General features: G+C 73.6%; 19 protein-coding genes. 8 read left to right on the top strand and 11 right to left on the bottom strand.

What is annotated here, in order from left to right:
* Positions 1-16 precede the first annotated feature (16 nt).
* The 3 genes from ACRWNP_RS30365 to ACRWNP_RS30355 all read right to left on the bottom strand — a co-directional run bounded on the left by ACRWNP_RS30365 (position 17) and on the right by ACRWNP_RS30355 (position 1,803).
* Positions 17-316, bottom strand: a complete 300-nt coding sequence (locus ACRWNP_RS30365) for a YciI family protein (RefSeq protein ID WP_431966992.1) — start codon at positions 314-316, stop codon at positions 17-19.
* 68 nt (positions 317-384) lie between these two features.
* Positions 385-1,284, bottom strand: coding sequence for a hypothetical protein (locus ACRWNP_RS30360; RefSeq protein ID WP_431966990.1), 900 nt, complete (start codon positions 1,282-1,284; stop codon positions 385-387).
* 165 nt (positions 1,285-1,449) lie between these two features.
* A complete protein-coding gene (locus tag ACRWNP_RS30355; protein ID WP_431966988.1) occupies positions 1,450-1,803 on the bottom strand; it encodes a hypothetical protein in 354 nt (117 codons plus the stop codon).
* 33 nt (positions 1,804-1,836) lie between these two features.
* Here ACRWNP_RS30355 and ACRWNP_RS30350 point away from each other — a divergent pair, with 33 nt between their 5' ends.
* The gene (locus ACRWNP_RS30350) at positions 1,837-2,697 is read left to right on the top strand and encodes a phosphotransferase enzyme family protein (protein ID WP_431966986.1); all 861 of its coding nucleotides are present in this window, start codon (positions 1,837-1,839) and stop codon (positions 2,695-2,697) included.
* 57 nt (positions 2,698-2,754) lie between these two features.
* Positions 2,755-4,392 carry a PQQ-binding-like beta-propeller repeat protein gene (locus tag ACRWNP_RS30345; protein WP_431966984.1) on the top strand — a complete coding sequence of 546 codons (1,638 nt, stop codon included), beginning with the start codon at positions 2,755-2,757 and terminating at the stop codon, positions 4,390-4,392.
* Here the strand turns inward: ACRWNP_RS30345 and ACRWNP_RS30340 are convergent.
* The 4 genes from ACRWNP_RS30340 to ACRWNP_RS30325 form a co-directional block, all read right to left on the bottom strand.
* Positions 4,373-5,086 carry a 3'-5' exonuclease gene (locus tag ACRWNP_RS30340; protein ID WP_431966982.1) on the bottom strand — a complete coding sequence of 238 codons (714 nt, stop codon included), beginning with the start codon at positions 5,084-5,086 and terminating at the stop codon, positions 4,373-4,375. The two genes, ACRWNP_RS30345 and ACRWNP_RS30340, sit on opposite strands and share 20 nt — an antisense overlap.
* Before the next feature lie 221 nt (positions 5,087-5,307).
* Complete coding sequence (locus ACRWNP_RS30335; protein ID WP_431966980.1) at positions 5,308-6,555, bottom strand: SAV2148 family HEPN domain-containing protein; 1,248 nt, start codon at positions 6,553-6,555, stop codon at positions 5,308-5,310.
* A gap of 125 nt (positions 6,556-6,680) precedes the next feature.
* Positions 6,681-7,973: a copper amine oxidase gene (locus tag ACRWNP_RS30330; RefSeq protein WP_431966978.1), complete on the bottom strand. Its 1,293-nt coding sequence runs from the start codon at positions 7,971-7,973 to the stop codon at positions 6,681-6,683.
* Positions 7,974-7,992: 19 nt separating this feature from the next.
* Positions 7,993-8,832, bottom strand: a complete 840-nt coding sequence (locus ACRWNP_RS30325) for a Tat pathway signal sequence domain protein (protein WP_431966976.1) — start codon at positions 8,830-8,832, stop codon at positions 7,993-7,995.
* A gap of 234 nt (positions 8,833-9,066) precedes the next feature.
* On the opposite strand from ACRWNP_RS30325, the gene glgX reads away from it, so the two are divergent.
* The 3 genes from glgX (at position 9,067) to ACRWNP_RS30310 (ending at position 14,372) form a co-directional block, all read left to right on the top strand.
* Positions 9,067-11,187 carry a glycogen debranching protein GlgX gene (gene glgX, locus ACRWNP_RS30320; protein WP_431966974.1) on the top strand — a complete coding sequence of 707 codons (2,121 nt, stop codon included), beginning with the start codon at positions 9,067-9,069 and terminating at the stop codon, positions 11,185-11,187.
* A gap of 51 nt (positions 11,188-11,238) precedes the next feature.
* Complete coding sequence (gene treY, locus ACRWNP_RS30315) at positions 11,239-13,635, top strand: malto-oligosyltrehalose synthase (RefSeq protein WP_431966972.1); 2,397 nt, start codon at positions 11,239-11,241, stop codon at positions 13,633-13,635.
* Between the two features lie 200 nt (positions 13,636-13,835).
* A complete protein-coding gene (locus tag ACRWNP_RS30310) occupies positions 13,836-14,372 on the top strand; it encodes a hypothetical protein (protein WP_431966970.1) in 537 nt (178 codons plus the stop codon).
* 14 nt (positions 14,373-14,386) lie between these two features.
* Here ACRWNP_RS30310 and ACRWNP_RS30305 read toward each other — a convergent pair whose 3' ends face one another.
* Positions 14,387-14,941, bottom strand: a complete 555-nt coding sequence (locus ACRWNP_RS30305) for an FHA domain-containing protein (protein WP_431966968.1) — start codon at positions 14,939-14,941, stop codon at positions 14,387-14,389.
* A 238-nt stretch (positions 14,942-15,179) separates the two neighbouring features.
* Here ACRWNP_RS30305 and ACRWNP_RS30300 point away from each other — a divergent pair, with 238 nt between their 5' ends.
* The 3 genes from ACRWNP_RS30300 to ACRWNP_RS30290 are packed head-to-tail and all read left to right on the top strand — an operon-like array spanning position 15,180 to position 18,026.
* Positions 15,180-16,088, top strand: coding sequence for a GNAT family N-acetyltransferase (locus ACRWNP_RS30300; RefSeq protein ID WP_431966966.1), 909 nt, complete (start codon positions 15,180-15,182; stop codon positions 16,086-16,088).
* Between the two features lie 29 nt (positions 16,089-16,117).
* A complete protein-coding gene (gene treZ / locus ACRWNP_RS30295; RefSeq protein WP_431966964.1) occupies positions 16,118-17,875 on the top strand; it encodes a malto-oligosyltrehalose trehalohydrolase in 1,758 nt (585 codons plus the stop codon).
* Between the two features lie 13 nt (positions 17,876-17,888).
* Positions 17,889-18,026 carry a hypothetical protein gene (locus ACRWNP_RS30290; protein WP_431967014.1) on the top strand — a complete coding sequence of 46 codons (138 nt, stop codon included), beginning with the start codon at positions 17,889-17,891 and terminating at the stop codon, positions 18,024-18,026.
* 16 nt (positions 18,027-18,042) lie between these two features.
* On the opposite strand, the gene ACRWNP_RS30285 is transcribed toward ACRWNP_RS30290, so the two are convergent.
* From ACRWNP_RS30285 to zapE, 3 genes are all read right to left on the bottom strand, one after another.
* On the bottom strand, positions 18,043-18,921 hold the full coding sequence (locus tag ACRWNP_RS30285) for a PPK2 family polyphosphate kinase (protein ID WP_431966962.1): 879 nt from the start codon (positions 18,919-18,921) through the stop codon (positions 18,043-18,045).
* A gap of 64 nt (positions 18,922-18,985) precedes the next feature.
* Positions 18,986-20,365, bottom strand: coding sequence for an alkaline phosphatase PhoX (locus tag ACRWNP_RS30280; RefSeq protein WP_431966960.1), 1,380 nt, complete (start codon positions 20,363-20,365; stop codon positions 18,986-18,988).
* Positions 20,366-20,473: 108 nt separating this feature from the next.
* Positions 20,474-21,580: a cell division protein ZapE gene (gene zapE, locus ACRWNP_RS30275; RefSeq protein WP_431966958.1), complete on the bottom strand. Its 1,107-nt coding sequence runs from the start codon at positions 21,578-21,580 to the stop codon at positions 20,474-20,476.
* Between the last annotated feature and the right edge of the window lie 32 nt (positions 21,581-21,612).

Raw genomic sequence — 21,612 nt, 5'->3', positions numbered from 1 at the left:
CACCGCGACCGGGGGGTCAGGCGCCGCCGAGCAGCCCGGCCAGGACCGGGTGCATGCGGGCCGGGTCGACAGTGGTGACGGTGTACGTGGCGACCCCCGAGGTCACCAGGGGGTCCTCCGCGGCGATCCGCTCGACCGTGCGGCGGTCCGTCCCGCGGGCGAGGATGACCCCGCCCTCGGACGAGGGCACCGTCTGCCCGGAGAGCAGGAACGTGCCGGCGCGGTGGTGGCGTTCCAGGAACGCCACGTGGGCGGCGACGAACGGCCCGGCGTCCTCTTCCGGTCCGGCGTACGTCAGGAACAGCAGGTACAGCATCCCCGTCCGATCTCGTGGCGGCGGGCCCGGCGGCCCGGCACATCATGGCAGCGTCCGCTCCGGCCGCGTCACCGGCGGCGGCGCAGCACCAGGTCGAGCTCCCGCCAGGTCGCCGGGGCGAGAGGCCCCGACGGGACGGGGATCCCCACCGCGCGGGCGACGGAACGCAGGCGCAGGTCCACGACGGCGTCGACGAGGTCGGCCAGGGCGAAGAGCCGTTCGCGGCCGAGCCAGCAGGCGGCGAACACGAGCACGGCGCCCGCGGCGAGCGCGGGCCACCACGCGGTGGCGCAGGCCAGCGCCGCGTACAGCAGACCCCAGCCGCACAGCCGGGTGGACGCCTCGAAGGCACCGGCCGCCGTGCGGATCTCCCTGCGGTCGGCCTCCGTGGCCGCCAGCCACAGGCGCGGCCAGACCGCCGTGAAGGGCACCGCGTAGTACGCGCCGACGCGGTGCTCCAGGGCGTGCATCCGGTCGCCCATGCGCGTGGGACGGGCCGGGGGCAGGGGCGCGATCCGGTCACGGCGCGCCTCGGCCGCGCGGGCGGCGGCCAGTTCGCTCTCGTCGCCACCGCGTTCGTAGTTCCGCAGGTGGGCCGCGACCTGCGCGTCGGCGCGTTCGCGGCGGGCCCGGCGCCTGCGCACGAGCCGCTGCCCCGATCCGCCCGGCCAGGGCCCGAGCCAGAGCACCTGGACGGCGCGCGCCAGGAGTTGCACCGCGAGGCCCGGCACGACGGCGAGCAGCAGCGCGGCGACCAGGACCAGGAAGAGCGCGGCGCCGCCGTGCGCGCCGGTCCAGTCCGCGTAGCGCTCGACCTCGCGCAGCAGGCGGCCGGCGTCGAACGGCCGTCGTCCGCCGAGCACATGGGCGGCCCAGGCGGTGCCGAGGAAGAGCGATCCGGGCAGCGCGAGCAGGGAGACCCAGCGCTCGGCGAGTTTCCCGCCGATCTCGTCCAGCAGACCCGCCACCGCGCTAGGACCTGCCTTCCGGGGCGCGGTGCCCTCGCGCCGTCCGGTGGGCGCGTCCGCCCCTCCGCCGTCGCGCACCGGCCACCCGGGCCGGCTGCTTCCTGCGCTGTGCGGCTGCGCGCACCGGACGAACCTCCTTCACCCGCGGGGACCGGGACGACAGGGCTAGTACCAGACGGGCCGCAGTTCGGCGTCCCAGATCGCGCAGCGCGGGGCGGTGACGGACGCCGTCGGGTCCTCGCTGCGGGCGCAGACGCCGCGCGGGCAGCGGTGGCGCAGGAGGCCGCCGCCCCCGCCGGTCATGCCGGGCACCTGGGAGTAGCCGCCGGCGTCCTTGCGGGGGCCGACGACCCGTACGCCGAGCCGCAGACCGAGGTCGGCGACCGCCGCCATGTCGCCGGCGCCTTGCCGTACGGCCTCGGTGACGGCCTCGAGCTCGGCCGCCTCGTCCGGGTCGCTCGCGGCGCCCCGCAGCCGCGGCAGCAGCTCGCAGAAGGCCATGACGTCTTCCTCGGTCACCGGGTCAGCCTACTGATCTGCGATCATCGCCGTATGGCGTTCACCGAAGAGCTCGCCCGGGCCGTCCTCGCGGCGGACGGACAGGACGGCGCGAAGCTGATCGCGCTCGGCGAGAACGCGGTGTTCGAGCTCGCGGACGGCGTGACCGTCGCGAAGGTGAGCCGCGGTCCCGAACTGCTGGACCGGGCCGCCCGCGAGGTGCGCACGGCGTCCTGGCTGGCCGCGCACGGCGTTCCGGCGGTACGGGCGGCGGCCCCACAGGCCCGGCTGGTGCAGGGGCATCCGGTCACGTACTGGGAGCGCCTGCCGGACACGGTACGGCCGGCGGAGCCCGCCGACCTCGCCGCGTTGCTGCGGCTCGTGCACGCCCTGCCCGAGCCGGACTTCACCCTGCCGCGCCGTGACCTGCTGGACGGGGTGGAGCGCTGGCTGCGGCTGGCCGGGACGGCCATCGATCCCGCGGACGCGGCGTATCTGCGCGAGCGCCGGGACGGATTCGCCGTCGCGGCCGCCGCGCTGACCCCGCGTCTGACCCCTGGGCCCATTCACGGTGACGCGCTGCCGCGCAACGTGCACGTCGGCCCGGACGGTCCGGTCATGGTGGACCTGGAGACCTTCTCCGCCGATCTGCGCGAGCACGACCTGGTCGTCATGGCGCTCAGCCGGGACCGCTACGGCCTCGGCGCGGACGCCTATGACGCCTTCACGGCCGCCTACGGGTGGGACGTGCGCGAGTGGGAGGGCTGCGCGGTGCTGCGCGGGGCACGGGAGACGGCGAGCTGTGCCTGGGTGGCGCAGCACGCGCCGGGCGACCCCGCGGCGCTCGCCGAGTTCCGCCGGCGGGTGGCCTCGTTGCGGGACGGCGATCCGTCGGTGCGCTGGTACCCCTTCTGACCCCGTCGCGCCGCCCGGGCTGGGAGGATGGGCGCTCCTCCAGTCAGGGCGGTGTCCATGCCGGAATCGTTGGTCGTCCGCCGTGTCCTCGGCGACCGTCCCTTCGCCGAGATCGGTGAACCGGGCGTCGCCGCCGTCGACGAGCGGCTGGGATGCCTCGTCGTGGGCGGCGACATGGGGTGGATTGCCTGGCCGAACCCGGGACGGGCTCCCATCGATCGGTGGCCGCGGTACCGCATCGGCGTCTACGACGCGGACGACCTGCGCTGCCGGCACGTGTACGACTGCCAGTGGCCGGTGATGTCGGTCGCCTTTCATCCGCTCCTCCCGCTGGCGGCCGTGGGTGTGGGCCGCTACGACGGCAGTTGGGACTTCGAGGGGCAGTTGCTGCTGATGGACCTGGAGTCGGGGCGGGTGCGGCCGCTCCTCGACGACGGCCGCCAGGTGACCTTTGTCCGGTGGCTGGACGCCCGGCGGCTGCGCCTGGTGGTCTCCCCCGAGGACAAGGACTCCGCACACGCCTTCAGCCACGGCTTCGAGGCCGTCCTGGAACGCCACGACTGGCGGGCGGTGCCCCCTCGGTCCGTCGGCCGGCGCGAGGTGACGGGCCCGCGGGTACGGTACGAGGGGCCGCCGGACCGGGATCGCGCCCGCGACCTGCTGACGGAGCGCAGCCGCCGCATCCCGGGGACGGTGTGGGCACCGCGCCGCCAGGTACGGGCGGTCGAGGTGCTCGGTGACGGCCGGGTGCTGGCCACGGTCGAGGGCGCGCGGCTGGAGTGCTGGCTGCCGTCGGGGGATCTGCAGTGGTCCGTGCCGGACCTGGACGGGGCGCGGCAGATCCACGTCGGCGCCGACGAGGCCTCGGCCTGGGTCAACGTGCAGCACACGGTGCGCCCGGCGGGGTCGGGGTGGCAGGGCCACGGCACCCTGGTCGAGCGGTTGTCGCTGGCGGACGGACGTTCCCTGGAGGCCTTCGATCCCGGTCACGCCGTGACGTTCGCCGCGAGCCGCGACGGCCGGCTGGTCATCCGGGCGGGCTCGCCGGACCAGCGGGGCGGCGAGACCCGTCTTCTGGCCCCCGACGGCACGGAGCTGACGCGCTTCACGCTGACCGCGAGCGACTTCCGCCTGCGTCGCGGCGCGGACCCGCTGTTCGTGCAGGACCTCCACACCCGCCCCGGGAGCCGGGCGTGGATCGGCGCGCTCACGATCGGGGAACCGGGCGCGGAGCCAGGACTGCGCAGGCTCTTCGCCCTCGACTGGGAGAGCGGGCGCGGCTCGCACCTCTTCCCCGGCCCGGCCGTCCAGCTCGGCGACGCCGCCCTGGTGCACGCCGCCGTGGTCCGTGACCACGAGGAAGTGCACGCGCGGAACGCCTTCGTGGTGCGGCGCCGGCTCCCGGACGGCGCGCCGCGGTGGGTGTTCGCCGCCGACGAGCCGGTCACGGCCCTGGACGCCGACGAGGACACCGTCTACGCCGCGCACCGGTCCGGGGAGGTCGTGGGGCTCGACCCGCGGACCGGCAGCCCGCGCCTGCGGCACCGGTTGCGCGTCGGCGGACAGGTGGTCGTGCCCCTGTCCCTCGCGGCGGCCGGCGCCGGCCGGTTGCTGGTCGGCACCGTGGACGGGCGGATCCTCGACTGCGCCCCGGCCTCGCCTGCGGGGCCCGCGGTCACCTCGGCCGGGGAATGACCGGCCAGGCGTGCTCGACGACGGCCGCCGGGTCGGCGGTGCGCCGCAGGTACGCCTGGAGGGAGGCCGACTGCTCGGCCGCCGCCCGGACCTGAAGGGCGTGCAGGTCCGCCAGCGGCAGCCGGCCGACGGGCTCGTGCCGCTCCCCCATGCGGCGCACCACGCGGGCCGCGGCCACCGCGTCGGCCCGCGCGTCGTGGGCGCCCTCCAACTGCACCCCGTAGTGGGCGCACAGCGCCTGCAGGGCCCGCCTGCCCTTGCGGTACTTGTCGACGTGCTTGTCGATGACCAGCGGGTCGATGACCGGCGACGGCACGCTGCCCAGGCGTTCGCCGACCGACGCGACGCCGTGCCGGCGGCACTCGCGGTCCAGCAGCGACAGGTCGTAGCGCGCGTTCATCACCACCAGCGGTGTGCCCGAGCGCAGCACCCCGGCGACGGTGTCGGCGATCTCCTCGACCGCCGGGCCGGCCGGGGCGCCATGGGCGCGGGCGTGGGCGGTCGAGATGCCGTGGATCGCGGACGCCTGCTCGGGTATGGCCACGCCCGGGTCGAGCAGCCAGGTCCGCTCCCGCGAGACGGCCCCGTCGGCCTCCAGCCGTACGACGGCCGCGGTGACGATGTGGTCGGTCTCGACGTCGGTGCCGGTGGTCTCCAGGTCGAACGCGACGAGCGCGTCGCTGATCCAGCTCATCGCCCGGCCCCCGTGCCCGTGGCGCCCACCGCGCCGCGCGGGCGGCTGCCCGCGCTCCTCCCCCGTCCGGAGCCGACCGTCCGTGCCCGGCGTCGTCCCATGCCCATTGGCGTACGTCCTTCCCGCTGTTCCCCCGTGTTCGGCCCCATCATCCCGTGCGCCACTGACACTGCTGCGGCCGGGCTGTGGGGGGAGACCCGGCCGGACGGTCCGCCGGGCCGTCAGGAGACGGGGCGGGAGTCGGCCCAGACGCCCTCGAACTCCTCGCGGTAGATCTCGAACAGCCCGTGCTCGGCCTCCGGGGCCTCGTCGGTCCTGGTCTGCACGAGTTCCCGCGGCCCGCCGCGCAGGATGAGCACCGGCGCCTCCATGCCACGGGCCTTGCGCAGGTAGGGCTGGACGACCGCGATGCCGTCCGAGGTGTCGCCGTCCACGAGGTAGGCGGTGAAGCGCGGGGTCTCGTCGAAGACCCGGATCTCGAACGCGGCGGTGTCCCGCAGCCGGGCGCGCACCCGCCGCATGTGCATGATGTTCATCTCGACGGAGCGGCTGAGCTCGCCGCGTCCGAGCCCGAGTTCGCGTTCGCGGCGGCGGACGGCGCTGCTCGCCGGGTTGAGGAAGAGCAGCCGCACCCGGCAGCCGGACTCCGCCAGCCGCACCAGACGCTTGCCCGAGTAGTTCTGCACGAGCAGGTTGAGGCCGATGCCGACGGCGTCGAGCCGTCGCGCGCCCCCGAACAGGTCCTCGGCGGGCAGCTGCCGCTGCAGCCGCACCCGGTCCGGGTAGACGCCGACGACGTCGGCGTAGCGGTCGGCGACGAGTTCCTCGACGGCGTCCACGGGCAGCCGCTCGGCGGAGGGGTAGCCGGGCCCGGAGCCGAGCATGTCCAGCAGCCGGGCGGCGGCCCGCTCGGCCTGGTCCAGGACGGTGCGGGACAGGGCGCGGTTGCGGGAGACGACGTGCCGTGCCACCTCCAGTTCGTCCAGGGCGAGTTCGAGCTCCCGGCGGTCGTCGAGATAGGGCTCGAAGCACGGCCAGTGCTGCACGGCGAGCTCACGCAGCTGCGGCAGCGTCAGGAAACTGAGGATGTTGTCGTCGGCCGGGTCGAGCAGGAACCCCTTGCGGCGGCTGACCTCGCGCACGGCGGCGGCCCGCTGCACCCACTCGTGACCGGCCGGGCCCGCGGCCGCGACCACCCACTCGTCGCCGTGCACGGGTTCGTAGATCGGGCGCAGCACGGCGTTGACGACGGCGCGCAGGCGCTGTTCGACGAGGTTGAGCCACACGTAAGCCCGTCCGGCGCGCCGGGCGCGGGTACGCACCTCGGCCCACTCGTCGGCGCCCCAGTCCAGTTCCGCTCCGATCTCCAACGGCAGTGCGAGGGCGGCCGTACCGGTGGTTCCTTCGCCGATGCCGCCGCCCGGGTCCCCCTGATCACCACCACCGGGGAGCACCAGACCTCCCGACATCACGACTGCACCCGCCTTCCCGCCCCCGTCCACGATCAAGGAAGGGTACTGCGGGGCGGGAGGCGGTGCAGCCGTAACGACGCTACTTCACCACATGCTCACCGGCTCGGACGGGGACGGGACGGTCAGTTTCCCTGGCCGTTGTGGCCCGACAGCTCGTCCGGTGTGAGCGGACTCATGGCCGTCACGTCGCGCGGCGCGAGCTGGAACCCCTGCCAGTGCACCGGCATGGGTGTCTGGTCCTCGTCGCGCGGGATGTGGTGGAAGCCGACGTTGACCCACATCACTGGGTGCGTGAGAGTCTCGCCGTTCGCCCACTTGTCCACCGAGGTGCCCCGGCCGTCGCACGCCGGGTCGCTGTTCCCGCTGGCCAGTTGCTCGCAGGCCCGGTACTGGGTGACGTACACGTCCTTCGATGTGTAGGCGTGGGCGTCGTAGCGGTCGGAGTGCTGCTGGACCAGTTCCCAGGAGCGCGGGTGCCGGTCGGCGTTCTTCCCGGCCGTGGAGACCACCCGCCACCAGCGGCGCAGCGCGGAGTTTGCGGCGAGTTCCCTGGTGACCGGGGTCCTGGTGGTCTTCAGGACGGCGGAGCCGGGGCCCCGGCCGGCCTTCTTGGTGTCGTACTGCTCGACCTTGGCCCGTGGGGAGCCGTCCAGGCCGAAGTCCAGCCGCCAGAAGACCGAGTGGTAGTGGCTGGTGGAGTGGTCGCGGTCGCCCTTGCCGATGGGCCAGCCGGTGCCCGCTCCGCTGTAGTCGCCGGGCGACAGGTCGCCGGTGGCGCCCATCTTGGCGGTGATGGTGCCGTCGTCGGAGAAGTTCCACTGGGTGATGTACTCGTACCAGCCGAGCTGGGACACGGAGAGGATGACCAAATCGCTCCCCTGCTTGGTGTACTTCTTGGCGGTGCCGTGGTCGTCGTCGACGTCGCTGCGGTAGGCGTAGCCGTGCGGCGCGGTGGTGGTGCACAGCGCCTTGACGGTGCGTTCCTGCTGCGGGACGTAGACCGGGCTGACGGTGCCGCCGGGGCACTCCTCGCGGCCGATGTCGATCGCGGTGTTGCCGAAGCCGATGTCGGACAGGTCGTTGTACTCGGTCAGCCCGGAGTCGTACGGGACGTTGACCTGCGCGAGCGAGGCCGAGGTCAGCACCTTGAGCGGCCGCGGCTCGTTCCTCGGACGGTACGCGATCCTCTCCAGGACCAGGCCCTTGGTGCCGCTCAGGCGCCAGCACATGCTCCAGCCGGTGCCGTTCGGCAGGGTCTTGGTCAGGGCGGTGGCGGTGCCGCAGTCCGCCGTGGCAGTGGTATCGGCCCGCGGGGCCGCATAGGCCCGTCCGGCCGTGGAGCCCGCGAGGAGCGCGGGCAGGAGGAGGAGCGCCGAGGCCGTACCGAGGGCCCGGCGCACGTGGTTGGTGCGCATGGTTTCTGGGTCTCCGCTCTTAGTGGATCCGGCCGACGGTGCGGTCGCTGAGGTCGACGACGAGATGGGTCGTGTCGATCCACGGCCCGTCCTTCACCTGCGTGAACAGCCGTACGCACCGGTGCTGACCGCACTTGGCCAAACCGGCCGGGGCGGTCTGCTCGGCGGTGTTGAACGAGATGCCGCGCAGTCGCAGCTGGTCGGGCGAGGTGAGCGCGCGGCCCTTGGTGGCGGCCGTGAAGTCGGCGCGGAGGCCCTTGCCGAGAGCGTCCCGGATGAGCAGTGCCGCCGCTTCCCGCGTCTCGTCGTTCGAGGGCGGTGGCTGCATGCCGGTGGCGGTGTCGGTGCGCTCGACGGTGCCGGAGGTGAGGTTGACGGTCTTCTTCACCAGCCGGTCGTGCCCGTAGTCGTAGAAGAGGACCTCGACCCGGCGGTCCCGGTCGGTCGGCGCCCCCGTGGCGTCGGCCGGTTCGGCGAGGTCGGTGTCGAGGTACTCCGGGCCGTGCCCTCCATCCACGTCCTGCGCGCTGCGCAGCGCGTCGCGGCGCAGGGCCATGGACTTCGCCCGGTCGACCTCGGCCTTGGTCAGAGGCCCACGACCGCTCTGGCGTGCGCCCTCGGGCGCGTCGTTCTCGGTCATTTCACCGCTGTCCGCGTCCTGCTGCCCCGGCGCTCCCGACGCGGCGGCGGGGCCGCCCGTCGTGGAGTGGTCGTCGCCGGAGGCGTCACGCGGCAAGGTGATGCCGATCATCACGGCGGTGGCGACGACGGCTGTGCCGCCGCCCCACAGGGCGCGCCTGAATCCGCGCCCGAGCCCTCCCTTTCGCGGTAAGGAACGGCCTTCCCCCTGATCTGTCACGTAGGTCTCCCCTGTGTCGTACTGTCACCCGTTCTGATGCGACCTCGACGGCACAGGTTGCCCCGGGACGGTGGATTCTTGCGGCAGGCAGGGGAATTGGGACACCCGTAACGGGGAAGATCTTGGCGATTCCATGCCCGGGGGGGCCTGTTTGCGTGACGATGCCCTTTCGGCACCGACGTGACCGGGGTGCGGCCTACCGGCGCCCGGCGGACAAGTGGAAGAGTCGACGACATGCAGGTCTGGCCGGGTCAGGCATATCCCCTCGGCGCCACGTACGACGGCGCCGGCACCAACTTCGCGGTCTTCTCGGAGGCCGCGGAACGCGTCGAGCTGTGTCTGCTGCACGACGACGGCTCGGAGACCGCCGTCGAGCTGCGCGAGGCGGACGCATTCGTCCGTCACGCGTACGTCCCGGGCATCATGCCCGGTCAGCGCTACGGCTTCCGGGTCCACGGCCCCCACGAGCCGACCCGGGGCCACCGCTGCAACTCCGCGAAACTGCTGCTGGACCCGTACGCGAAGGCGATGAGCGGGACGATCGACTGGGACGAGGCGGTGTACGGCTACCACTTCGGGGAGCCCGAGTCCCGCAACGACCTGGACTCCGCGCCGCACACCATGACCTCGGTGGTGGTGAACCCGTACTTCGACTGGGCGGAGGACCGCAGCCCCCGCATCGACTACCACCGCACGGTCATCTACGAGGCCCACGTCAGGGGCCTGACGATGCTCCACCCGGAACTCCCGGAGGAGATCCGCGGCACCTATGCGGCGCTCGCCCACCCCGCGGTGATCTCGCACCTGACGGAGCTGGGCGTCACGACGCTGGAGCTGATGCCGGTCCACCAGTTCGTCCACGACCACCGCCTGGTGGACGCGGGGATGCGCAACTACTGGGGCTACAACACGATCGGCTTCTTCGCCCCGCACAACGCCTACGCCTCGATGGGCGACCGCGGCCAGCAGGTGCTGGAGTTCAAGACGGCGGTACGCGAGTTGCACCGGGCGGGCATCGAGGTGATCCTCGACGTGGTGTACAACCACACGGCCGAGGGCAGCCACCTGGGGCCGACGCTGTGCTTCCGGGGCATCGACAACGCCTCGTACTACCGGCTGGCCGAGGACCCGCGCTACTACACGGACACCACCGGCACGGGGAACTCGCTGCTGATGCGCAGCCCCCACGTGCTGCAGATGATCATGGACTCGCTGCGCTACTGGGTCACCGAGATGCACGTCGACGGCTTCCGCTTCGACCTCGCCGCGACCCTGGCCCGGCAGTTCCACGAGGTGGACCGGCTGTCCTCGTTCTTCGACCTCGTGCAGCAGGACCCGGTGGTCAGCCAGGTGAAACTGATCGCCGAGCCCTGGGACGTCGGCGAGGGCGGCTACCAGGTGGGCAACTTCCCGCCGCTGTGGACGGAGTGGAACGGCAAGTTCCGCGACACGGTGCGCGACCTGTGGCGCGGCGAACCGGCCACACTGGCCGAGTTCGGCTCCCGGCTGACCGGCTCCTCCGACCTCTACCAGGACGACGGCCGCCGGCCGCTCGCCTCCATCAACTTCGTGACCTGCCACGACGGCTTCACCCTGCGCGACCTGGTGTCGTACAACGACAAGCACAACGAGGCCAACGGCGAGAACAACCGGGACGGCGAGAGCCACAACCGCTCGTGGAACTGCGGCGCCGAGGGTGAGACCGAGGACGAGGAGGTGCTCGCCCTGCGCGAGCGCCAGATGCGCAACTTCATCGCCACCCTGATGCTCTCCCAGGGCGTGCCCATGCTCGCCCACGGCGACGAGTTCGGCCGCACCCAGCGGGGCAACAACAACGCCTACTGCCAGGACAACGAGCTCGCCTGGGTGCCGTGGCCCAAGGAGGGCGACGCGGAGACCGAGCGGCTGCACGACTTCACCCGCCAGATGGTGTGGCTCCGCCGCGACCACCCCGTCTTCCGGCGCCGCCGCTTCTTCCACGGCCGGCCGGTCGAGGGGACGCACGACGAGCTCTCGGACATCGCCTGGTTCACCCCTGAGGGTGAGGAGATGATCCAGGACGACTGGGAGGAGGCACAGGCCAACGCCCTGGTGGTCTTCCTCAACGGCAGCGCCATCTCAGAGCCCGGCGACCGCGGGGAGCGGATCGCCGACGACTCCTTCCTGCTGATGTTCAACGCCTGGTACGAGCCGCTGGACTTCGTGGTCCCGGTCAACCACGGCAAGGAGTGGCAGGTGGTCGTGGACACCCAGCGCCCGGAGGGGGTGGCCCCCGGCTCGGGCCGCAAGGTGACCCAGGGCGACCGGCTGCGGCTGGCCGACCGGAGCATGGTGGTCCTGCAGCGCCCGGCGTAACCGTCCGCCCGATGTGATGGGCGTACCGGTCGGCGGGGTAGTCAGTCCTCCATGACAGAAAGCGCCGCGACCCCGCCGACCGCTGTCGTCCCCTCCGTGCCGATCGCCACCTACCGGCTGCAGCTCCAGCCCGACTTCCCGTTCGCCGCGGCCGAGGCCGTGGTCCCCCATCTGGCGACGCTCGGCGTCTCCCACCTGCACCTCTCCCCCGTGCTGCAGGCCGTGCCCGGGTCCACGCACGGCTACGACGTCGTCGACCACACCCGGGTGCGCGAGGAGCTCGGCGGCGAGAAGGGGCTGCGGGCGCTGGCGCGCACCGCCCGCGCGCACGGCCTCGGGCTCGTCCTGGACGTGGTGCCCAACCACATGGCCGTGCCGGCGCCCGAGCACCTGGCCCGGCCGCTGTGGGAGGTGCTGCGGGACGGGCCGGGGTCCCCGTACGCGCGCTGGTTCGACGTCGACTGGGCGGCGCAGGGCGACCGGCTGCTGCTGCCGGTGCTGGGCGGCCCGCTGGAGGAGGTGCTGCACGACCTGCGCGTCGAGCGCGACCGGGCCGCCGGGGAGCGGGTGCTGCGCTACCACGACCACGCCTTCCCGCTGCGCGCGGGCACCGAGGAGCTGCCGCTGCGCGCGCTGGTCGACGCCCAGTGGTACCGGCTCGCCTGGTGGCGGCAGGCCCGCACCGAGCTGAACTACCGGCGGTTCTTCACCATCTCCGACCTCATCGCGGTCCGCGTCGAGGACGACGAGGTCTTCTCCGCCACCCACGCCACCCTGCTGCGCCTGCTGGACGAGGGCGTCGCCGACGGCCTGCGCATCGACCACCCGGACGGCCTCGCCGACCCCGCCGGCTACCTGCGGCGGCTCGCGGACGCCTCCGGCGGCCGTTGGACGGTCGTGGAGAAGATCCTCACCGGCGACGAACGGCTGCCGGCCGGCTGGGCCTGCTCCGGCACGACCGGCTACGACGCCCTGGACCGGCTCGACGGGCTCTTCACCGACCCGGCGGGCGTCGAGGAGATCACCCGCTTCTACCGCGCCTTCACCGCCGCCCCCGCCGAAGCGGGCGGCGAGTGGCAGCCGACCGTTCGGGCCGCCGCCGAACGCATCGTCACGCACGACCTGGCCGCCGAGGTGGACCGGCTGACCCGCTCCGCCGTCCGGGCCACCGGGCTGGAGCACACCGTGCTGCGCGAGGCGATCGAGGCGACGCTCGTCCGGCTGCCGCGCTACCGCCCGTACGTCGTCCCCGGCGAGCCCGCGGACGCGGAGGACACCGCCCTGCTGGAAGCCGCGGCGGGCGCCACCGGGCACCCGGCGGCCGAGACGGTCCGCGACCTGGCCCTGGGCCGCCACCGGGGCGGCGGGGAGGCCGCGGCGGACTTCACGGTGCGCTTCGCCCAGGTCTCCTCGGCACTGCGCGCCAAGTCCGCCGAGGACACCGCCTTCTACCGCTACCACCCGCTGCTCTGCCTCAACGAGGTCGGCCGGGACCCGGACCGCCCCGCCACCTCGCCCGAGGAGTTCCACGCCTTCTGCGAGCGGCTGCGGCGCGACTGGCCGCTCACCGGGACCGTGCGCTCCACCCATGACACCAAGCGCAGCGCCGACGTGCGCGCCCGGCTCGCCGCGCTGAGCGAGCTGCCCGGCGAGTGGGCCGAATGGCTGGGCGCGGTCTCGGCGGACCTGCGGGCGTATCTGGAGCACCGCGGGATCCCGCTGCCGGAACGTCATGTGGAGTACCAGGCCTGGCAGTACGCGGTGGTCTTCTGCGACCCCGGCGCGGCCGGGCTCGTGGCCGCCACCATGCTCAAGTCGGAGCGCGAGGCGGGCCTGCGCACCTCGTGGACCGACCAGCGGCCGGAGTACGAGCAGGAGATGACCGGCTTCGTCCGCGAACTGGTGGGCGGCCCGGCGGCCTTCGCCACCGAGCGCGTCGACCGCGCCCTGCGCGGGCCCGAACGCGTCAATGCGCTCGGCGCCCACCTGGCGCACCTCACCATGCCGGGCGTGCCCGACCTCTACCAGGGCGACGAGGAACGGCAGCTGCTGCTCGTCGACCCCGCCAACCGCCGTCCGTACGATCCGGGCACGGCCGGGGGCGAGGTGAGCGAGAAGCGGCGGGTGACGGAGTTCGCGCTGCGCCTGCGCCGGGCGCGCCCGCAGTGGTTCACCGGCCCGGAGGCCTCGTACGAACCCCTGTACGCGCGCGGCCCGGCCGGGGAGCACTGCGTGGCCTTCGTCCGCGGCGGGCGGGCGCTCACCGTCGTCACCCGGCTGTCCCGGCGGCTCGCGGACGCGGGGGGATGGCGCGGCTCGGAACTGGTGCTGCCGGAGGGGGTCTGGACGGAGGTGCTGACGGGCCGCCCGTTCCAGGCCGTGGTGCCGCTGGCGGAGCTGCTGGACCGGCTGCCGGTGGGTCTGCTGGTGCGCGACGTGGACGAGTGAGCTCCCGGCGGGCGGACGACATCCGATACGAGGATCCCGGGCGGCGCGGGGGCGGCGCGCTTCGCGACCGCCGACGAGGTGCCGCCGCCGTGCCGCGGGCAGGTCCTGCGCCTCGCGGGCGGCCGGGAGCCGGCGCCGCGGTCCCGGACCGCCTGAGCGACGCGGGACGGATTGTCGGACCCCGCTGTTAGCGTCCTGCCATGGACGCCTCGGAAGCCCTTCTCGCCCGCATCGAGAACGACCCGGTCGCGGCACAGCGCCTCGCCTGGCCCGGTGACTTCGACATCACCCGCCGCGACCCGGTCGAGGACGTGCGCCTGCCCTCGGGCCTGACGATGCGGCCCATAGCCGGCGACGGCGCCGGCGGCACCTTCTTCCTGTGCGGTGAGCCCGGAGACGCCGAGCGGCCCGTGGTCTACGCGGACTCCGAGGGGCGGGCGGCGCTGATCGGCGCGGACCTGCCGGAGGCGGTGGAGCTGGTCGTCTCCTGCCCGATGTGGTGGCACGACGTAAACTCGGGACTCCCCCTGGAGGAACTGGCCGCCGAGGTGCGCGAGGACCACCCGGACCTGGACCGGGAGCGCGCGGAGCTGGCGGCGGCCCTCGGGCTGACGCTCCCTGCGGTGGAGAAGGTCGTCGCCCGGCTGCGGGCGACCGCGGCGCGTACGGCGCCGGGCTTCCTGCCGTACGTGGACGACGACGACCACCAGCCGTACGAACCGCTGTTCCGGTCCTGAGCCCCGGCGCGGCCTCAGGCAGTGGTGAGGCGGAAGCTCATCGCGCCGAAGGTGACCTGGTCACCGGGGCGGACGGCGGCGGCACCCATGACGCGGTGGCCGTTGACCCAGGTGCCGTTCATCGAGCCCAGGTCGCGCAGGACCCACAGCCCGCCCTCGTGGCTCAGCTCGGCGTGGAAACGCGACGTCGAGGAGTGGCTGAGCCGGAAGGTGCACGACAGGTCCCGGCCGATCCGCACCGGGAAGGGACCGGGAGCGGGAAGCAGCAGGGGCGGCAGTTGCTGGACGGCCCAGGCCTGCCGCATCCGGGCGCGGAAGGCCGACGTCTTGGTGACGGCGCGGACGATCGAGCCGGTCAGCCGGGCCCAACGACCCTGCGAGGGCGGCAGGTCCGCGATGAGGGCGGCCAACTCCTCGGAGTGGCGGGCCTTGAGCGCGAGTCCCATGCGGCGCACGAAGGTGTCGTGCGACAGTCGTCCGTCGACGGCACCCTCGCGAAGTACCTCGATGGCGCGCTCGCGTTCGGCGTCGGTGGGACGCGGCGGGTGCGTCGGGAACTCGTAGCTCACCTGCGTGATTGTCGGGCCGGGGAGGCCGGGGTGTCCAGAAGGTGCGGCACGTGGGGCGGCGGGGTCAATTGTGTGGACGCCGCAGAAACGGGATGGCTAAGGTGGGCGCACGCCCTGGACCGAGGAAGGAGGCGGAAGCCATGAACACGTTCGCCCTTTCGCGCTCCCGCCCCGTTGTCCGCAGGGCGTACCCCGTCTGACCGGGAGCGCTCCGCTCTCCCGTGAGGACTTCACCTTCATGACCGATCTGGTCTTCCGCCCGCTCGTCGCGGGCGAATCGCACCTCTTCCGTTCCCTGGCCACCGAGGACGCCGGCCTGGTGGGCCGGTCCTTGCTGGGCCACACGTTCGCCCTGACCGACGAGGGCGGCGAGTACCGCCCCGACTGGAGCTGGGTGGCCCTGCGCGACGGCGTCGTGGTCGCCCGCGCGGCCTGGTGGGGCGCGTCGACGGACGACGCACCCGTGGCCCTGGACTGGTTCGACTTCACCGACGCCGACGCCGCCGTGCGGCTGCTGCGGGCGGCACCGCTGAAGGCCGAGTACGAACTGCTGCTGCCGCCCGGCTGGCGGGACCGGCCCGAGGTCCGCGAGGCCGCCCAGGCCCGCATCGACGCGGCGATCGTCTCCGGAATGGAGCTGCTCGTCGAGCGCTACCGCTACACCTGGACCCCCGAGTGCGGGCTGCCCGAACGCACCGGACGCCTGGAGTACCGGCCCGAGCCGGACGACGCGGTGATCCTGGACGTGCTGAAGCGCATCGGGGCCGGCAGTCTCGACGCCCACACCCGCCGTATGGTCCGGCTGCACGGCCCGGACGCGGCCGCCCGCGAGGAGCTGGAGTTCCTCAACTGGCTCCAGTCGCCGCGCGAGTGGTGGCGGCTGGCGTACACCCCGCAGGGCCAGCTCGCCGGCATCCAGGTGCCGGGACGCAATCCGGGTGCGTTCTGCGTCGGCTTCATCGGTGTCCTGCCGGAGCAGCGCGGGCACGGCTACGCGTACGACCTGCTGCTGGAGTGCACGCACGACCTGGTCGGACACGGCGCGACGGAAATCGCCGCCGCGACCGACCAGGGCAATGCGCCGATGGCGGCGCACTTCGCCAAGGCGGGATATCCGGTGAGCCAGGAGCGCGTCAACCTGGTGTGACCCCCCGGACGCCGGGCAGCATGGTGCCCATGCGCTTCGACGTGTGGGCACCGGACGCCGGTGAGGTGGAGGTACGGGTCGACGGCCGGGCTCACGACATGGAGCGCGACCCCGAACGGCGCGGCTGGTGGTACGCGGACGTGCCCGCCGGGCACGGTTCGCGCTACTCCTTCGCGCTGGACGAGGGCCCGCCACGGCCCGACCCCCGCTCCCGCCGCCAGCCCGACGGGCCCGAGGGACCGAGCGCGGTCGTCGACCACGACCGGTTCGCCTGGGCCCACGAGTGGGCGGGCCGCCCGCTGCCGGGCGCGATCCTCTACGAGCTGCACGTCGGCACCTTCACCACCGTCGGCACCTTCGACGCGGCGATCGAGCACCTGCCCCACCTGGCCGGGTTGGGGATCACGCACGTCGAGCTGATGCCGGTCTGCCCGTTCCCCGGCACGCACGGCTGGGGGTACGAGGGCGTGTCGCTGTGGGCGGTCCACGAGCCCTACGGCGGCCCGGACGGGCTCAAGCGCTTCGTGGACGCCGCGCACGGCCACGGGCTCGGGGTGGTGCTGGACGTCGTCCACAACCACCTCGGGCCCTCGGGCAACCACCTGCCCGCCTTCGGCCCGTACTTCACCGACCGCCACCACACCCCGTGGGGCGACGCCGTGAACCTCGACGCCCCCGGCTCCGACGAGGTGCGCGACTTCCTCGTCGGCAGCGCCCTGGCCTGGCTGCGCGACTACCGCCTCGACGGGCTGCGGCTCGACGCCGTCCACGCCCTCGTCGACACCCGCGCGGTGCACCTGCTCGAGGAGCTGTCCACCGCCGTCGACGCGCTGGCTGCCTCCGTCGGCCGCCCGCTCTTCCTGATCGCCGAGTCCGACCGCAACGACCCGCGCACCACCGACCCGCGCGAGGCCGGCGGCCTGGGTGTGCACGCCCAGTGGAACGACGACTTCCACCACGCCCTGCACACCGCCGTCACCGGCGAGTCCCACGCGTACTACGCGGACTTCGCCGTCTCCCCCTTGACCGCTGTGGCCAAGGCACTGCGCCGGGTCTTCTTCCACGACGGCACCCACTCCGGCTTCCGGGGCCGCGCCCACGGCCGCCCCGTCGACCTGACGACCACCCCGGGCCACCGCTTCCTCGCCTACACCCAGACCCACGACCAGATCGGCAACCGCGCCACCGGCGACCGGCTCGGCGCCGGCGTCCCCCCGGGGCTGCTCGCCGCGGCCGCCGCGCTCGTCCTCACCTCCCCGTACACGCCGATGCTCTTCATGGGCGAGGAGTGGGGCGCCCGCACGCCCTGGCAGTTCTTCACCGACCACGACGACCGCGAGCTCGCCGCCGCCATCACCCGGGGCCGCCGCCGCGAGTTCGCCGAACACGGCTGGAAGGCCGAGGACATCCCCGACCCCCAGGACCCGGCGACCCGGCTGCGCTCCTGCCTGGACTGGTCGGAACCGGCCCGGGAGCCCCACGCGGAACTGCTGGCCTGGTACCGGCGGCTGATCGCGCTGCGCCACGCCGAGCCCGAACTGACCGACCCGGCCCTGGACGCCGTCCACGTCACCGTGGGCGGGCACACCCTGCGGCTGGACCGCGGGCGCTTCCGGATCGCCGTCAACTTCTCCCCCGAGGAAACGCTGATCCCCCTCCACCACCCGGGCCGCGCCGACCCGCCGGGCTACGTCCCGGTCGCCGCCTGGCGTCCCTGCCCGCCACCCACCGACACCGGCTGCCTCCACCTGCCCGGCCACTCGGTCGCGGTACTCCGTGAGCGCTGACTACCCTGACGGGGTGACGACCGACGACGAGCCCCGCGCGATCTGCGTCCACTGCGGCGACCCGACCGAGTACCCCGACTCGCAGCCGGGTGCGACCCTCTGCCCGGTCTGCGCCTGGCACGAGGCCCAGCGCACCGCCTGCAGCGGCTGAGCCGCCCGGCGGGCGGTCAGTCCTCGAGCAGTCGCCTGCGGGCGGCCTCGACGTCGAAGGACGCGGGCGGGCACACCGGGTCCACCAGTTCCAGGTGCTCCATCAGCAGCCGGCCGACGGCCCAGTTCCGGTACCACTTGCGGTCGGCGGGGACGACGTACCAGGGCGCGGTCTCGGTGGAGCAGCTGCCGAGCACGTCCTCGTAGGCCTCCTGGAAGGAGGGCCACAGCGCCCGGTCCTCCAGGTCGTCGGGGCCGAACTTCCAGTGCTTGCAGGGGTTGTCCAGCCGGGCCAGCAGGCGGGTCCGCTGCTCGTCGCGGCTGATGTGCAGGAAGACCTTGACGACGCTGACGCCGTCGTCGGCCAGCGAGGCCTCGAAGGAGTTGATCGTCTCGCAGCGCTCCTGCCACACCCAGCGCGGCGCCCGGCCCCGGACCCGCGGAACGAGGACGTCCTCGTAGTGGGAGCGGTCGAAGACACCTATCCGCCCGGGACCGGGCAGGGCGCGCTCCACGCGCCACAGGAAGTGGTGGGCCTTCTCCTCGGCCGTCGGGGCCTTGAAGGCGGTGATGCGGCAGCCCGCGGGGTCGAGCAGACTCGCGAGGTGCCGCACCGAGCCGCCCTTGCCCGAGGTGTCCATGCCCTGGAGTACGACGAGGACGGAACGCGGGTCGCCCGCCGTGCTCTGCGCGAAGAGCCGCTCCTGCAACGCCGTGATCCGGTCCCGTACGTAGGGCACGCACGCCAGCGCCTCGGCCTTCCCCGCCGGACCGCCCGGCGTGGCACGCGGGTCGTACGAGCGCAGCCGCACGGGGCCGCCGCCCGACGGGACCCGCAGCTTCGCACGCAGCCCGGGCGTGCTGCCGGATCCGGCCTTCGGGCTGTTCCTCGTCACCGCGCCTCCCTCCGTGACGACGGCCCCCCGGACGCCCGAGCGGTTGATCCGATGGTGCGACGGATCAGCCGTGTCCGCCAGCGCGGCCCCAGGGGCCCGTGACGGCGAAGGTGGTGCCCGGGTTGTAGCAGTTGACGTACATGGTCCGGCCGTCCGGCGCGAAGGTGACTCCGGCGAACTCGCCCCATTCGGGAGCGTCGGCGGTGCCGATGTTCTGGCGCCCGCGGGCCATCGCGTAGACCTCGCCGCGCCGGGTGACGCCGAAGACGTGCTGGGCCCCCTCGCCGTCCTCGCAGACCATCAGGCCGCCCTGCGGGGCGAGGGCGATGTTGTCCGGGGACTCACCCGGCAACCGCACGTCGGTCGCGGGCCCGAAGACCACGACGAGGGTCAGCCGCCGCCTGGCCGGGTCGTACCGCCAGACCTGGCCGAAGTGGGTGGCCGCCGAGCCCTCGGCGGCACGCGCGAAGCTGGAGACGAAGTAGACGCTGGTGCCGCCCCAGTAGCAGCCCTCCAATTTCTGGGCGTGCGTGATCCCGCGGGGGCCGAAGTCCTGCAGCCGCAGCGGGGTCTCCTTCGCCAGGGGATCGGGCACGCGCACCCATTCGATCCCGTCGAAGCAGGCCCCGGTCTCCTGCACCGCCGACAGGTCGGGCACGCCCGGTACGCGCATGGCCTCCAGGGTGCCGCCGGCCCGCAGGGAGCCGCGACCGCCGAGGGGCTTGCGGGGGTGGAAGCGGTAGAACATGCCGAAGGGTGCCTGGAAGGCGTCCTCCGTCTCGTACACCGTCCCGTCGCGGGGGTCGACGGCGATGGCCTCGTGCTGGAAGCGGCCCATGGCCGTGAGCGGCTCGGCGCCCGTGCTCCGCGGGTCGTGGGGGTCGACCTCGAAGATGAAGCCGTGGTCCTTGGCGTAGCCGCCGGTACCGGCCTTGTCCTCGGTCTCCTCGCAGGTCAGCCAGGTGCGCCAGGGGGTCGGGCCGCCCGCGCAGTTCACGGCGGTGCCCGCGACGGCCACCCGTTCCGAGGTGACCGCGCCGCCCCGGTCGAGCGCGAGGACGGTGCAGCCGCCCTTGGCCCCGGGGTCGTAGACCAGCCCGTCGACCAGGGGGACGGGAGCGGTGGCGGTGACGCGGTTCTCGTGGTTGCGGACCAGGTGGACCCCGCCGCCGCGGCGGGCGGGGAACGCGGCCATGCCGTCGAAGTTCCCCGGCACGGGGCCCTCGCCGGAGCGCAGTGGGTCGCCCTGACGGGACAGCACGCGGTAGCGGAACCCGCGGGGAAGGTCGAGGAGGCCGTCGGGATCGGGTACGAGGGGGCCGTATCCACCGGCCCCCGAGGCGAACGCCGTGCCGGCGAACACTTCTCCGACGCTCCCGGCGAAGGCGATCCCGGCGCCCAACGCTCCGGTCGTCGCGATGATCTGACGTCTGGTCACGGACATGGGTCACTCTCCCTGCTGGCGGACAGGCGATTGACCCGAGTGTGTCTAGCACGGCTCCGGGCAGGTGGGAACACGGCACCCCGCCCCGGGCGCCGCCGGGAGCGCGGGTCAGGAACCGTCCGGGGTGGCGAGGCGCTTGGCGTCGCGGGCGAGGGCGGTGAGGCGGGAGATCGCCCGGAAGTACTTCTTGCGGTAGCCGCCGGCGAGCATCTCCTCGCTGAAGATACGGTCGAAGGGCTCGCCGGAGGCCATCACGGGGACCTCGCGGTCGTAGAGCCGGTCGGCCAGGACGACCAGGCGCAGCGCGGTGGCCTGGTCCTCCACGGGACGCACGCCGCGCAGGAAGACCGCCTCGACGCCGTCGCAGAGCGCCCCGTAGCGGCTGGGGTGGACCCGGGCGAGGTGGGCGAGGAGGGCACCGAAGTCGTCCAGAAAGGCGCCGGGAGTGCGGCCCGCGGCGGCGGTGACCTCGTCGTCGGCGTACGGTGCCGGGGCCTCGGGGAGGCCGCGGTGACGGTAGTCCTCGCCGTCGATGCGCAGCGAACGGAAGCGGGCGGACAGGCCCTGGATCTCGCGCATGAAGTCGGCGGCGGCGAACCGGCCCTCGCCGAGCTTGCCGGGCAGGGTGTTGGAGGTCGCTGCCAGCTTCACGCCCGCGTCGGCCAGCTTGCCCAGCAGGGTCGAGACGAGCACGGTGTCGCCGGGGTCGTCGAGCTCGAACTCGTCGATGCAGACCAGCCGATGCCCGCTGAGTACCTGCACGGCCTGCTGGAAGCCGAGGGCGCCGACGAGGTTGGTCAGCTCCACGAAGGTCCCGAAGGCCTTCTGCTCGCGCGGCGCGGGCGTGGCGTGCCACAGCGAGGCGAGCAGGTGGGTCTTGCCGACGCCGTAGCCCCCGTCGAGGTAGACCCCGCCGGGGCCGGCCGGTACGGCCGGTACGGCCTGGCGCCGGAACCAGCGCTTGCGCCCGCCGTCGGCGGGGGTGCCCAGCCCCTCCGCGAAAACCCGCAGCGCGCCGACGGCCTGGGCCTGGCTGGGCTGCTTCGGGTCCGGGAGGTAGTTCTCGAACCGTACGGAGTCGAAGCGCGGTGGCGGCACCATCTCCGCCACCAGCCGGTCCGCCGGGACGTGCGGTTCGCGTCCGCTCAGCGAGGCGGGCGGCGTCCCGCCGGGTATCGGGCTGGTTTCTCGCGCGGCGGCGAAGGACGAGGACACAGCACTCCAGCCTAGTGCCTCGCCGGCGGTCC

The organism is Actinacidiphila sp. bgisy160, assembly GCF_965342435.1.
Taxonomy (GTDB): domain Bacteria; phylum Actinomycetota; class Actinomycetes; order Streptomycetales; family Streptomycetaceae; genus Actinacidiphila.
This window is presented reverse-complemented; position numbering and strand designations above follow the sequence as displayed.

Excerpts from the sequence above, each read along its gene's own strand:
- treY (WP_431966972.1), top strand. The coding sequence starts at position 11,239 with ATGACAGAAAGCGCCGCGACCCCGCCGACCGCTGTCGTCCCCTCCGTG.
- ACRWNP_RS30335 (WP_431966980.1), bottom strand. The coding sequence starts at position 6,555 with ATGTCGGGAGGTCTGGTGCTCCCCGGTGGTGGTGATCAGGGGGACCCG.
- ACRWNP_RS30340 (WP_431966982.1), bottom strand. The coding sequence starts at position 5,086 with ATGAGCTGGATCAGCGACGCGCTCGTCGCGTTCGACCTGGAGACCACC.
- ACRWNP_RS30280 (WP_431966960.1), bottom strand. The coding sequence starts at position 20,365 with ATGTCCGTGACCAGACGTCAGATCATCGCGACGACCGGAGCGTTGGGC.
- glgX (WP_431966974.1), top strand. The coding sequence starts at position 9,067 with ATGCAGGTCTGGCCGGGTCAGGCATATCCCCTCGGCGCCACGTACGAC.
- ACRWNP_RS30300 (WP_431966966.1), top strand. The coding sequence starts at position 15,180 with ATGACCGATCTGGTCTTCCGCCCGCTCGTCGCGGGCGAATCGCACCTC.
- ACRWNP_RS30350 (WP_431966986.1), top strand. The coding sequence starts at position 1,837 with ATGGCGTTCACCGAAGAGCTCGCCCGGGCCGTCCTCGCGGCGGACGGA.
- ACRWNP_RS30345 (WP_431966984.1), top strand. The coding sequence starts at position 2,755 with ATGCCGGAATCGTTGGTCGTCCGCCGTGTCCTCGGCGACCGTCCCTTC.
- ACRWNP_RS30330 (WP_431966978.1), bottom strand. The coding sequence starts at position 7,973 with ATGCGCACCAACCACGTGCGCCGGGCCCTCGGTACGGCCTCGGCGCTC.
- ACRWNP_RS30310 (WP_431966970.1), top strand. The coding sequence starts at position 13,836 with ATGGACGCCTCGGAAGCCCTTCTCGCCCGCATCGAGAACGACCCGGTC.
- treZ (WP_431966964.1), top strand. The coding sequence starts at position 16,118 with ATGCGCTTCGACGTGTGGGCACCGGACGCCGGTGAGGTGGAGGTACGG.
- ACRWNP_RS30365 (WP_431966992.1), bottom strand. The coding sequence starts at position 316 with ATGCTGTACCTGCTGTTCCTGACGTACGCCGGACCGGAAGAGGACGCC.